Here is a 12415-nt window from a genome sequence, read left to right as displayed (position 1 = left end):
TCGCCAATCAGCGCAGTTGCTCCCTGCTCACACCTGCTCCAGCCAGCCCCACTTGTCGTGGGTGCGGCCGTCGAACAGGCCGAAGAACAGTTCCTGCAGGCGCAGCGTGACGCGGCCCGCCTTGCCGGTGCCGACCTGCTTGCCGTCGATCGAGCGGATCGGGGTGATCTCGGCGGCGGTGCCGCACATCAGCACCTCCTCGGCGAGGTACAGGTATTCGCGCGGGATGTCGCGCTCGACCACCTCGATACCGTCCTCGCGGGCCAGCGTCATCAGCGTGTTGCGGGTGATGCCGGTGAGCAGCGAGGCGCTGGCCGGCGGGGTGTGCAGCACGCCGTCGAAGACCAGGAACAGGTTCTCGCCGGCGCCTTCGCTGAGCAGGCCGGTGGAGGCCAGCGCGATGCCTTCGCCGAAGCCCAGGCGGCGCGCCTCGCGTGCGATCAGCTGACCGGAGAGGTAGTTGCCGCCGGCCTTGGCGCCGGCCGGGATGGTGTTCGGCGCGAAGCGCTGCCAGCTCGATACGCAGGCGTCGATGCCGTTCTGCAGTGCCTCGGCACCGAGGTATGGGCCCATCGGCCAGGCGGCCACGGCCATGTCGATCGGGGTTTCGGCAGAGAGGCCGAAGCCGCCCAGACCGCGCCAGGCGACCGGGCGCAGGTAGGAAGCGCCCAGGCCGTTGCGGCGGATCACCTCGCGGCAGGCCGCGGCCAGTTCATCGACCGTGTACGGCAGCGCCATGTCGTAGATCTTGGCGGACATGTACAGCCGGTTCAGATGATCGGTGAGGCGGAAGATCGCCGCGCCGTCCGGCGTGACGTAGCTGCGGATGCCCTCGAACACCGACGAGCCGTAGTGCAGCGCGTGCGACATCACATGGGTGGTCGCCTCGGCCCAGGGCTTGATGCTGCCGTTCTGCCAGATCCACTCGGGGTATTGCTGGGCCATGTCGATTCTCCATTGGGGACCGCCCATGATAACTGCTGGCCGCCGGGTCGGCGTCAGTGGCTGCGTCAATTTGCGCTGCGCAGCCACAGGCAACCGGCCTGGCGCACGAGGTCGAAACGCAGTTCCCGCGGGCTGCCGCTGCCGTCGTTGCCGCTGGTGTGCAGCACCAGCTGTTGGCCGGGCGACGGTGTCGCCGGCGTGGCATCCATGGGGGGCGGGGCGGCGGCGCTGGCGGACGCGGCCGGCGCGTCGTCGCCTGGCACGTCCACGCCCAGCAGCGGCTGTTTCATCAGCTCGGCCAGCGAGCGGATGTCCGCGATGGCCGCGCCGCGGCCGTAGCCGTCCCACAGCATCAGGCCGGCCAGGCGGTTGGCGTCGCGGCTGGCGAAGGCGTCGATCACGCTCTGGCGCAGTTCACCGGCATTGGCGGCACACAGGATCGGCGGTGGTGCGGCCTGCGGGGAGGCCGGCGCGGACGGGGTGGTGCTCGGGCCGAGCGGCGTCGCCTGCAGCGCCATGCAGGGCTGGTCGGTGAACACCGCGCCGCCGTTCGCGCCGATGCAGCGATGGATCGGCGACTGCGCCGCGGCAGGTGCGGTACAGGCCAGCAGGATCAGGCACAGCGGGGCAGCCAACCGGTGCATCGCGCCAGCATACCCGCCGCTCCGATCAGGAAAGTTGCTGCAGTACCGCCTGCGTCGCCCTGGCCCGGTTCAGCGTGTAGAAGTGCAGGCCGGGCGCGCCGCCATCGAGCAGGCGCCGGCACAGCTGCGCCACCACCTCGGCGCCGAGCGCGCGGATCGAGTCGGCGTCGTCGCCGTGCGCCTGCATGCGCTTGGCGATCCAGCGCGGGATCTCGGCGCCGCAGAGGTCGGAGAAGCGCTTCAACTGGCTGAAGTTCGCGATCGGCATGATGCCGGGGACGATCGGCACCTCGACGCCGAGCCGGCGCACGTCGTCGACGAAGCGGAAATAGGCGTCCGGGTTGAAGAAGTACTGGGTGATCGCGCCGTTCGCGCCGGCGTCGATCTTCGCCTTGAAATGCTGGAGGTCGCGCAGCGCATCGTCGGCCTGCGGATGGGTCTCCGGGTACGCCGCCACCTCGATGTGGAAGTGGTCGCCGCAGTGCTCGCGGATGAAGCCCACCAGCTCGGCGGCGTAGCGGAAGTCGCCTGCGCTGGCCATGCCCGAGGGCATGTCGCCGCGCAGCGCCACGATGCGCCGGTAGCCGGAGGCGCGGTAGCCGTCCAGCAGTGCGGCGATCTCCGCCCGCGTGCCGCCCATGCAAGACAGGTGCGGCGCCACGTTCAGGCCATGCTGCGTGTGCAGCCGTGCCACCGTGTCGCCGGTGTAGCTGAGCGTGGAGCCGCCGGCACCGAAGGTGACCGAGGCGTATTCCGGCTGGTGCGCCTTCAACACCTGCGCGGCACGGTCCAGCTGCGCGCGCTGCTCGTCGGTCTTGGGCGGGAAGAATTCGAAGCTGATCGACGGCATCGCACGGGTTCCTGGTGGCGGTGCCGGCGAGTATATATCTTCGTTTCGCGATGAAGCGATAGATCAAGAACAGCCGCATCCCGGCCTTCCCCCGCAAGCAGGGGAGGGCGCGGCGCGCACGGCTCGGTTTTCGGTGGAAATCAACAGGCTGATCCCATTCGGGAACCCCGCAAGGCGCTACACCAGTTCCTGTCGGAATTCAGCTATTTGCCGGAGTAAGCCGGGCCGCGCAATACCGCCCCCGGCAGCGCGTCCGTCATCTTGCCGCCATCGATCACCGGTACCCCGTTGACCAGCACATATTGCATCCCGACCGACAGCTGGTTCGGGTCGGTGAAGGTGGCGACATCGCGGATCGTCTCCGGGTCGAACACGACGATGTCTGCCCACATGCCCTGCTTGAGCACGCCACGATCCGTCAGATGCTCACGCTGGGCCGCCAATGCGCTGAACTTGCGGATGGCGTCCGGAAGCGTGAGCAGCTTCTGCTCACGCACGTACTTGGCGAGAATGCGCGGAAAGGTGCCGTAGGCGCGCGGGTGCGGACGATCCTTGCCGAGCAGGCCATCCGGCGACGTTCCCTCATAGTCCGTGTCGATCGAAACCCACGACTGCTTCAGCGCCAGCTCGACATCAGACTCCTGCATGCCGAACACCACCGAACTGGTGGCGGCGTTGTCCTTGATCAGGAAGTCGCAGATCGTGTCGATCGGATCCTCGTGCCACTCCGCCGCAATCTCACTGACCCGCTTGCCGACGTACTTCTGCAACGCCTTGTTGTCGACACTGCCGATCATGATGCCGTGCGCCCGCTCGATGGCCGCGAGCCACTCGTTGTCCCAGGCATCGCTGGGAGTGAGCATGTCCTTGCGGATGCGCGCACGCGTGGCTGGATTCTTCAGGCGTTCGATCAGTTTCAGGTTGCCGCCGTCATGGGCCCAAGGCGGGATGAAGGCCGACAGATCATTCTGCCACGCGGTATAGGCGTAGGTGTCCGCCGCCACGTCGACGCCGCTGGCACGAGCCGCGTCGATGCGCGCGATCAACTGTGCCATCTTGCCCTTGAGATTGCCGGTGGCCTTGAGATGGAAAATCTCCACCGGAATATCCGCCTCGCGGCCGATCCGGAAGGTTTCGTCCAGCGCCGCCATCTCTGCGTCGCCCTCGTTGCGCATGTGGGTCGCGTAAATGCCGCCATGGCGTGCGGCAACCTTCGCCAGGGCGATCAATTCGTCGGTTCCGGCATAAGGCGCCGGCGTGTACTCCAGCGCAGTGGACAGCCCCAGCGCACCCTGCTTCATCGCGTCCGCGACCAGCATCTGCATCTGTTTCAACTCGTCCGGCGTGGGTGCGCGATTCTTGTAACCCATGACCATCTCGCGTACTGAAGTGGCGCCCACGTACGTGCCCACGTTGATGCCCATGCCTTGCTTTTGCAGGCGCGTGAAATATTGCTCGAACGTGCGCCAGTCCGGCGTTACCTGATAATGCGCGTAAGCCGCCTGGCGTTGCCTGATCATCTCGGCGTCGAGCGGCGCCACCGACTCACCTTCTCCGGTGATCTCGGTGGTGATGCCCTGGAAGATCTTCGACGGCACATGCGGATCGACCAGCAGGGTGATTTCTGATTGACCGAGCATGTCAATGAATCCCGGCGCCACAACCAGACCGTGGGCGTCGATCACCTGCCTGGCATGCGCGTCGGCGAGGTTGCCGATCGCGGCGATGCGACCGTCCTTCACGGCGACATCGGCCGCGTACCAGGGCGAACCCGTGCCGTCGATGATGTGACCGTTGCGGATGATCGTGTCGTACTCGACGCCGGCAGCCGAAGATGGCGTCGCTGTCAACAGCCCGATGGCCGCGACAATCCACATGCAGGCGGTGCGAATGAAGATGGGCATGAACCACTCCCGTCAAATGATCATCTGTCGGAGAGACGTTGCTCGCCATCAGGCGGGTAGCGAAAGGCCCTGGCTGACGCCAGGGCGCTCATCCGGTGCGGCAATCGACCGCTCGACTAGATATCCTGCGTGAAGGTGATGCCGAACGTGCGCGGCTGGCTGAAACCCGTGTACACCTGCCCATTCGGGTATTCCGGCACCACGCCGTGCGCACCACAAACCGTTACCGCACACTCGGAGAACTTGTACAGTGCGGCGCGCTTGTCGAACGCATTGTTGATGTAGACACTCACCGACCAGTTGCCCCCCTGGAGGCCGGCGGAGAGGTCGACCGAATTGTAGGCTGGCAGCCCGCCGTAAAGACTGCGATCGAGCAGGAGCAGGCTCGTCGTGCGGTTCCCCACATGCGTCAATGCGCCCTGGACGAAGCCACTCTTGTTGCCGACATCAAAGGTGTAACGCGCGATGAGGTTGCCCTTGAACCGTGGCGTAATGGGCAGGCGGGTGCCCGTGGGTGCCAGCGGTCCGTCCACCGTGTCGCCGGTTTGTGTATTGATCGAGCCGGCCGGACAGTCGGTGACGGGGCGGTTGTCGTTGCCGGTGAAGCCGCAGTAGTTGGCGGTCAACTTGGCGTCATACAACGCGATGCCGGCGCTCAGCTGCAGGTTGTAGGTCGCCTGCCAGTTCAGCTGCGCCTCCAGTCCGTTGATGCGGGCCGAATTGGCATTGAGGATTTCGGAAATGCCGTTCGGACCCGTGATGTCGAACTGGAAATTGTTCCAGGTCTCGCGAAACACGGCCCCGTTGAAGGTCAGCCGATGGTCGAACCATGAGGTTTTCCAGCCGAGTTCGACGTTGGTCAGGAAATCCGCCTGATAGGGCGGCAGCGACGCGTTGCGATTGATGCCACCCGGGCGATAGCCCTCAGACCGGGTGAAATAGACCATGGCTTGGGGCGTGACATGCCAGGTCAGGTTGACCTTGTTGAGCGACCCGCTTTGCTTCACCCGCTTGTTGAAGTCCAGACAGGGCGCGCCCTCGAATGGCTCGGGCGAGATGCAGCCGGCCTCGCCGTAACTGGAACCGGGGAAATAGCCCTCGCTGAAACCGAAAAAGCCGTAAAAGCTGCCGCTGTCGCGGTAATAGCGCTCACCGATCGTGCCGGTGAGGACGTCGGGGATGAAGTCCCAGGACAGTTCGCCGTACACCGACCGGTCACGGTCGTAGCGGATCTGCCGGCTCAGATAGAGCGTGTCCGGCCAGCCGGTAACCGTCAGCGAATCGGCCAGATCGCTGATTTTGTACTGGTACTGGATGTCGTGCTTCAGCTTCTGCCAGAACGCGCCGGCGACCAGACGCAGGCGATCGTCGCTGGGTGAGACAAGACGCAGTTCGTGGCTGTTGTCGGTGTAGTGATCGCGGAAAAATGGATGCTGCGACGGATCGATCAGGCTTCCGCCGTTATCATAAAAATAGACACCGGAGCCGTTCAGCGTGTCGTACCAGAATGAGTAGTCCGTGTAGTCGGACTGCTGCTCCTGGTTGCGCTTGAGATGCGCATAGGCATAGGTCAAATCGAAATTGCCGACCTTGCCTTGCACGGTCAATGCGCCCTGCCACCAGCGATCGTTGTTGCGCTCGGGAAAGAAGTGCGTGACGGCGAGATCACCCACACTCGGATCGCTGGAAGATGAACCATGGGAGATCGTCTGTTGCCCCATCAGGGTCGGGCTGATCGACCAGTTATCGTTCAGGTCCACTTTCAGCGCGGCGCGTGCGCCCTGGGTGTCGGCGTCGTTGTGGTGCTTGCGGGCGTGTCCGTGGCATTGCAGCAGCACGCCGGGGGAGCAGTCGTCGGCGTTGCTGATGGTAATGCCGGAGGACGGGTAGGTACGCGTGCCGGGCTTGTTGTCGATGTAGCCCGCGTCGTGTTCGCGCCAACCCACGAGGCGAATGGCGGCACTCTTGCTGAGCGGGATATTGACCATGCCCTCGGCGGTGGAGCCGATGCCACCGTGTGCAACCTTGTTGACGCCAAGCGCGTAGTTTGCCGCGAAAGCGCCGGGGTCGGGCTTGTTGGTGATGATGCGCAACGCGCCGGCTTCGGCGCTGGCGCCATACAACGTGCCCTGGGGTCCTGCCAGCACCTCGATGCGGGCGATGTCGTACATGTGGATATCGACCGGCCCCTGGATCGTGGTGACCGGCTGGTTGTCGAGGTACACGCCGACGCTCGGCCGCGACCCGGTATAGTCCCCGCCGCTGCCGCTGCTGACACCGCGCATGTAGATGATGGCAAAGCCTTGCGCGCCATTGCCGCCACCGTTGTCCTGGAAGGACACGCTGGGCAGATACTTCACATAGTCCTTGAAGTTCTGCACGTGCAGGGCCTCAAGTTGATCCTGTGCCAGCACGTTGATGCTGATCGGCACCTTCTGCAGATCCTCGGTGCGCCGCTGCGCGGTCACCGTGACCGTACCCAGGGTCTTGACCTTTTGCGCGGTCGCGGCGGTCGTCGCGGCCGATGCGGGTTGCTCGGCAGCATCCTGAGCGAGCGCTGGTGCGGCCACGGCGAAACTGATCGCCGCCGCGAGCGGCAAGCGCGCCAAAATCACCCGTTGCGCCTTGCCACCACACTTGAAATGTCCTTTGGACATGACCTGCTACCTCCCCACAGACCGTAACGGAGCAACCAAACCTGCCGAGCCTCTTCACGTGGAGCACGTAGCGGAAACCAGCCGATTTCAACGCTGCGTTTACACGCTGTCAGTGTCGCCATCTCAACGATGTCCGGGGATATACTGGCCGTTCATCATGATATGGACGTCCATCCGACCCACCCCGAATCCATGCCACCTTCGCCGCCGTGCAACACCTCAACCCGATGAAATGACCCGTGAGCCCGGCAGGCGCGTCGCCATGGGAACAGGCCAGCACGGTGGTCATGGCCACAGTCTTGCGTTTCATGGGTGATCCCCCGGGGTGTGTGGACTGGCTTGCGGAAGCTCGCGCGCTTCCGCGAGCAGCGTGTCGACGACCGCGTCGGCACCGGTCGCGATTGGGTCGAAGACGACGAGGCCGGTTTCCCCGTGCGCGCGGGCGAACGCGTCCGCGCGTTGGCTTTCGCCCATGTCGCGCGTGTTGAGCGCGACGGCGATGCAGCGTGCGGCGCGGTTGGTCAGGCGCGCGGCCTGTTCGTTGGCGGCGATGCAGGCGGCGAGCGTCGGCAGCGGATAGTCCGGATAACCGTCGATGTGGGTGCGCCGCGGGTCGTGGCAGAGCACGAGTGCGTCCGGCTGCGAGCCGTGCAGCAGGGCGAGGCTGACGCCGGCATAGGCCGGGTGGAACAGCGAGCCCTGGCCTTCGATCACGTCCCAGTGCCCGGGCTCGTTGTCGGGCGACAGCGCTTCGGCCGCGCCGGCGGCGAAATCGGCGACGACCGCGTCGATCGCGATGCCGGCGCCGGCGATGAGGATGCCGGTCTGCCCGGTCGCGCGAAAATCGGCGGCCATGCCGCGGCGCGCGAAGGCGCGGTGAATGGCCAGCGCGGCGTACTTCTTGCCGACCGCGCAATCGACGCCGACCATCAGCATCCGGCGGCCGCTGCGCTTGCGGCCGGAGCCGACGTCGAAATGCGCGTTGGCGTGGCGCACGTCGAACAGGCGCACGCCGGCCTGGCGCGCGGCCGCGGCGATCCGCGGATTCTCGCCGAGGCGTGCATGCATGCCGCTGGCAATGTCGAGGCCGGCGTGGATCGCGGCCAGCAGAGTGTCGATCCACGCCTCGTCGAGCGCACCGCCGAAGGTGGCCACGCCGATCACCAGCGTGCGCACGCCGGCGGCGGCGGCGGCGGCCGGCGTCATGTCAGGCAGGCCGAGGTCGACCGTGCCGGCATCGAGCCGGCATTGCCCGGCGCACAGTTGCGGGCGCCAGTCGAGAATGCCGCTGGCCGTCTTGGCGTCGAGGCGGTGCGGGGTGTTGCCGAGGAAGAGCAGGTAGGGGGCGGCGATCTGCATGTCAACCTGCCTCCTGGCGGCGCAGCATCTGGCCCGGATGGGCGCCGGTCGCCTTGCCGTCGGCGAGGACCAGGGTGCCGTTGACCCATACCCGCGCGATGCCGACCGACAGCTCGTGCGGCTTCTCGTAGGTGGCGCGGTCGGCCACCGTACGCGGATCGAACAGGACGAGGTCGGCCGTCGCGCCGACACGGATCTGGCCGCGGTCGAGCAAGCCCACGTGCTGCGCGGCCAGTCCGGTCATCTTGTGCACGGCCTGCTCGAGCGTCAGCATCTTCTTCTCGCGCACGTAGATGCGCAGCACGCGCGGGAACGTGCCGTAGCCGCGCGGGTGCAGGCCGTCGAGGCTGCCGTCGGAACTGATGTTCGCCTGCGGCCAGGCGATGAACTTCGCGATGTCGCGCTCGTCCATGCTGCGGCTGATGACCTGCGCGGTGCTGTGGGCCGCTTCCGATTCGCGGATCAGGGCCATCACCGTATCCGCGTCGTCGGTGCCCCGCAGGTGCGCGATATCGGCCACGCTCTTGCCGACCAGGTCCGGTTCGGGCTTGAACTGCGACAGGCGCAGGCCGTCGGCCGGGGAGAGGTGCTTGAGCACGAATTCGGCGGTCGCGCGGTTCCCGAAGTCGCGCTCGGGCCACAGCACGATCAACTCGCTGTGCCAGCTGTCGTAGGGATAGACGTCGAGCGTCGCGTCGACGCCTTCGGCGCGCGCCTTGTCGAGCATGCCCAGGAAGCGGTCGGCCTGGCCCCACCAGTCGGTCATCGCCAGCTTGGCGTGGCTGACCTGCACCGGGATCTTCGCCTCGCGGCCGATCGTCAGCAGTTCGTCGAGCGCGTCCCAGATCTTGCGGTCCTCGCTGCGCATGTGGCTGATGTAGCGGCCACCGTAGGGCGCGACGGCGTCGGCGAGCGCGAGCACCTCGGCGCGCGTGGAGTAGAGGCCCGAGTCGTATTCAAGGCCGGTCGACAGGCCGAGCGCGCCGGCCTTCATGTCGGCGGCGAGCAGGTGGCGCATCGCCTGCACCTGCGCTGGCGTCGCCGCGTGGCTGGCGTCGGCGCCCATCACCTCCGCGCGCAGCGAGTTGTGGCCCGCGTACGAGGCGATGTTGATCGCCGCCGGCCTGGCGCCGTAGCGGCGGAACAGGTCGGCAATCGGCTCCTGCGAGAAGCCGTCCTGGCCGATGACGATCGTGGTGACGCCCTGGCTGGTCAGCGGCAGCGCGTCGAGCTGGCTGTCGAGGCCGCGGTCGTGGTGGCTGTGCGTGTCGATGAACCCCGGCGCGAGCACCAGCCCGCGGGCGTCGACCACCTGTTCGCCGCGCTGCGGTGCGAGTTCGCCGATGGCGGCGATGCGACCGTCGGCGACGCGCACGTCGACGTGCCGCGCCGGGGCACCGGTGCCGTCGACGACGACGGCATGGCGCACGATGAAGTCGGCTGCCGCCGCATGGCCGGCTGGCAACACGGCCAGCGGCGCGATCAGCAGCAGCAAGATCAGTGTTCGGCTCGTCATGGAATCGGTTCTCCTGGAAAACATGCGGCTCAACCCCACAGCGCCGCGCTGGGTGGCGAGACGAGGCCACGCTGGTAGTGCAGGCCCGGGTCGCGGTCGCGGCCGATGAGGAGCGGGCCATCGAGGTCGACAAAGCGTGCAGCGCCGGCGACGAGCGTCGCCGGCGCCATGCCGAGCGACGTCCCCTCCATGCAGCCCACCATCAACCCGAAGCCGAGCTGGCGCGCGCGGGCAGTCATGCGCAGCGCCTCGGTCAGGCCACCGGTCTTGTCCAGCTTCACGTTGACCAGGTCGTAGCGGCCGCGCAGCGCGTCGAGGTCTGCGCCGACGTGTGCCGATTCGTCGGCGCAGACCGGCACGCGGCGTTCGATCCGCGCCAGCGCGTCGTCCTTGCCCACGGGCAGCGGCTGCTCGACCATCGCGACATGCGCGGCCTGCAGCGCAGGCATGACGCCATCGAGCAGCACCGGGTCCCAGGATTCATTCGCGTCGATGACCAGGGTCGCCGCCGGAGCGGCGTCGCGCACGGCCGCGACGCGGGCGACGATGTCGTGCGCATCGAGCTTCAGCTTGATCAGGGCGCCATCGCCGTCGGTGACGACGATCGCGCGCGCCTTGTCCGCCTGCTGCGCCGCTTCGCCCACGCTGATGGTCTGCGCGGTGCGCACCTGGCCCGGGGCGGGGACTCCGGCCAGTTCCCAGACACGCCGCTTCGCCAGTTTCGCGCGCAGATCCCAGAACGCACAGTCGACCGCGTTGCGCGCGGCGCCGGCCGGCACGCGATCGTGGATGCGGTCCCAGGACTCGCCGCGGGCGAGGCGGGCGAGCAGTTCGCGCACGGTCTCCATCACGCCGTCCACGCTCTCGCCGTAGAACGCCGTGGGCGTGCATTCGCCGCGGCCGACGGCGCCATCGCACGACAGCGTTGCCACGATGACATCGGCATGCAGGTAGGTCTCGTGCGCGATGACGAATGGCGCGGCGAGCTCCCAGCGTTCGTGGCGAACCTCGGTCTGCATGCAAGCCGGCCTCTGGACGTGTATGCACAATTTATATCATAGTAACTCCTATGAAAGAAAACTTGCAACCAGTGAATGATGACGAACCCGGGCTGGCGCGCACGCTCGGCCCGCTCCAGTTGACGATGATCGGTGTCGGCTGCGTCATCGGCGCCGGCATCTTTGTCATGACCGGCACCGCGGCGGCGACCCATGCCGGGCCGGCGGTGGTGCTGTCGTTCGTGGTGGCGGCGATCGCCTGCGGATTCACCGCGTTCTGCTATGCCGAGCTTGCCGGCACGATGCCGTTGTCCGGTTCGAGCTATTCATATGCTCTGCTCACGTTTGGCCGCTTCACCGCGTGGTGCGCCGGCTGGCTGCTGCTGCTCGAGTACGGCATTGCCGCGGCGACTGTCGCGGTCGGCTTCGCCGGCTACGCGGTGGCGTTGCTCGACCAGTTCGGTCTGCACCTGCCGGCGTCGATCACCACGCCGATGCTCGACTTTCGCACCGATGGGGGCACCAACCGCCTGCAGTTCGGCGGCGGCATCAACCTCGTCGCCGCCGGCGCGATCCTGGTGGTGACGGCTGTCCTGTTGCGCAGGGTGACGCAGTCGTTCGCGTTCAACACGGCCATCGTGCTGCTCAAGATTGCTGCGCTGGTCGCCTTCGTGCTGGTCGGCATCGCCTTCATCGACCCGGCCAACCTCACGCCGTTCGTGCCGCCGGCGCGGGGCGATTTCGAGTTCGGCTGGCCCGGCGTGCTGCGCGGCGCCTCGGCGATCTTCTTCGCCTACGTTGGCTTCGAGACTGTGTCCACGAGCGCAGCCGAGGCGCGCAACCCCCAGCGCGACCTGCCGATCGGCATCTTCATGACGCTGGCGGTCTGCACGGTGCTGTACATGGCCGTCGCCGCGGTGATGACCGGCATCGTGCCCTACACCCGGCTCGGCGTCGCCGACCCGATCGCCGTCGCCGTCGACGCGATGCAGTTGCCGATGTTCGGCATCGCAGTCAAGTCCGCCGCGGTGATCGGCCTGCTTTCGGTGCTGCTGACGTCGATCTACGGACAGACCCGCATCTTCTACGCGATGGCGCGCGATCGCATGCTGCCGCCGGTGTTCGCGCGGATCGACGGCAGAACGCGCACGCCGCAGGTCGGTACCATCTATACCGGCGTGGCCATGGCGTTGCTCGCGGCGTGCCTGCCGATCAGCCTGCTCGGCGACCTGATCAGCCTCGGCACGGCGGTCGCGTTCGCGATCGTTTGTGCGGCGGTCATGCGCCTGCGCGTGGTCGAGCCCGATCGCCCGCGTTCGTTCCGGGTGCCGCTGGGCGGTATCCGCGTGCGTGGCTGGTGGATCGGCATCATTCCGGCGCTCGGCATCGCTTTTGCCGTGCTGATGGGCCTGCCGCTGCTGATCGACATGGTGCTGCGCGCAACGCGCGGCGACGTGCTGCCGCTGGCGATCGTCGGCGGCTATTTCGCGGCCGGCCTGGTCATCTACGTGGTTTACGTGCGGTCGCGCTGAACGGGAGCGG

Annotated in this window: 9 protein-coding genes; 1 reads left to right on the top strand and 8 read right to left on the bottom strand. The window is 66.9% G+C overall.

The window, feature by feature from the left end:
* Nucleotides 1-27: 27 nt before the first annotated feature.
* From R2APBS1_RS16045 to dgcA, 8 genes are all read right to left on the bottom strand, one after another.
* The gene (locus tag R2APBS1_RS16045) at nt 28-945 is read right to left on the bottom strand and encodes a branched-chain amino acid transaminase (protein WP_007509412.1); all 918 of its coding nucleotides are present in this window, start codon (nt 943-945) and stop codon (nt 28-30) included.
* A gap of 65 nt (nt 946-1010) precedes the next feature.
* The gene (locus R2APBS1_RS16040) at nt 1011-1589 is read right to left on the bottom strand and encodes a DUF4124 domain-containing protein (protein WP_015448730.1); all 579 of its coding nucleotides are present in this window, start codon (nt 1587-1589) and stop codon (nt 1011-1013) included.
* A gap of 25 nt (nt 1590-1614) precedes the next feature.
* On the bottom strand, nt 1615-2439 hold the full coding sequence (gene metF / locus R2APBS1_RS16035) for a methylenetetrahydrofolate reductase [NAD(P)H] (protein WP_015448729.1): 825 nt from the start codon (nt 2437-2439) through the stop codon (nt 1615-1617).
* Nucleotides 2440-2642: 203 nt separating this feature from the next.
* The gene (locus tag R2APBS1_RS16030; protein WP_015448728.1) at nt 2643-4343 is read right to left on the bottom strand and encodes an N-acyl-D-amino-acid deacylase family protein; all 1701 of its coding nucleotides are present in this window, start codon (nt 4341-4343) and stop codon (nt 2643-2645) included.
* Between the two features lie 116 nt (nt 4344-4459).
* Nucleotides 4460-7000, bottom strand: a complete 2541-nt coding sequence (locus R2APBS1_RS16025) for a TonB-dependent receptor (RefSeq protein WP_015448727.1) — start codon at nt 6998-7000, stop codon at nt 4460-4462.
* Nucleotides 7001-7306: 306 nt separating this feature from the next.
* The gene (locus tag R2APBS1_RS16020; protein ID WP_007509401.1) at nt 7307-8359 is read right to left on the bottom strand and encodes an N-acetyltransferase DgcN family protein; all 1053 of its coding nucleotides are present in this window, start codon (nt 8357-8359) and stop codon (nt 7307-7309) included.
* Between the two features lies 1 nt (nt 8360).
* A complete protein-coding gene (locus R2APBS1_RS16015; RefSeq protein WP_015448726.1) occupies nt 8361-9875 on the bottom strand; it encodes an N-acyl-D-amino-acid deacylase family protein in 1515 nt (504 codons plus the stop codon).
* Between the two features lie 29 nt (nt 9876-9904).
* The gene (dgcA, locus tag R2APBS1_RS16010) at nt 9905-10894 is read right to left on the bottom strand and encodes an N-acetyl-D-Glu racemase DgcA (protein ID WP_015448725.1); all 990 of its coding nucleotides are present in this window, start codon (nt 10892-10894) and stop codon (nt 9905-9907) included.
* Nucleotides 10895-10965: 71 nt separating this feature from the next.
* On the opposite strand from dgcA, the gene R2APBS1_RS16005 reads away from it, so the two are divergent.
* The gene (locus tag R2APBS1_RS16005) at nt 10966-12405 is read left to right on the top strand and encodes an APC family permease (protein ID WP_174315859.1); all 1440 of its coding nucleotides are present in this window, start codon (nt 10966-10968) and stop codon (nt 12403-12405) included.
* The last annotated feature ends 10 nt before the right edge of the window (nt 12406-12415 follow it).

Source organism: Rhodanobacter denitrificans (genome assembly GCF_000230695.2).
Lineage (GTDB): Bacteria > Pseudomonadota > Gammaproteobacteria > Xanthomonadales > Rhodanobacteraceae > Rhodanobacter > Rhodanobacter denitrificans.
The sequence above is the reverse complement of the archived record's forward strand: the minus strand, read 5'-3'. Positions and strand labels throughout refer to the sequence as shown.

Bases quoted from the DNA above. Each gene is read 5' to 3' on its own strand.
- R2APBS1_RS16045 (WP_007509412.1), bottom strand. From the start codon at position 945: ATGGCCCAGCAATACCCCGAGTGGATCTGGCAGAACGGCAGCATCAAG.
- R2APBS1_RS16040 (WP_015448730.1), bottom strand. From the start codon at position 1,589: ATGCACCGGTTGGCTGCCCCGCTGTGCCTGATCCTGCTGGCCTGTACC.
- metF (WP_015448729.1), bottom strand. From the start codon at position 2,439: ATGCCGTCGATCAGCTTCGAATTCTTCCCGCCCAAGACCGACGAGCAG.
- R2APBS1_RS16030 (WP_015448728.1), bottom strand. From the start codon at position 4,343: ATGCCCATCTTCATTCGCACCGCCTGCATGTGGATTGTCGCGGCCATC.
- R2APBS1_RS16025 (WP_015448727.1), bottom strand. From the start codon at position 7,000: ATGTCCAAAGGACATTTCAAGTGTGGTGGCAAGGCGCAACGGGTGATT.
- R2APBS1_RS16020 (WP_007509401.1), bottom strand. From the start codon at position 8,359: ATGCAGATCGCCGCCCCCTACCTGCTCTTCCTCGGCAACACCCCGCAC.
- R2APBS1_RS16015 (WP_015448726.1), bottom strand. From the start codon at position 9,875: ATGACGAGCCGAACACTGATCTTGCTGCTGCTGATCGCGCCGCTGGCC.
- dgcA (WP_015448725.1), bottom strand. From the start codon at position 10,894: ATGCAGACCGAGGTTCGCCACGAACGCTGGGAGCTCGCCGCGCCATTC.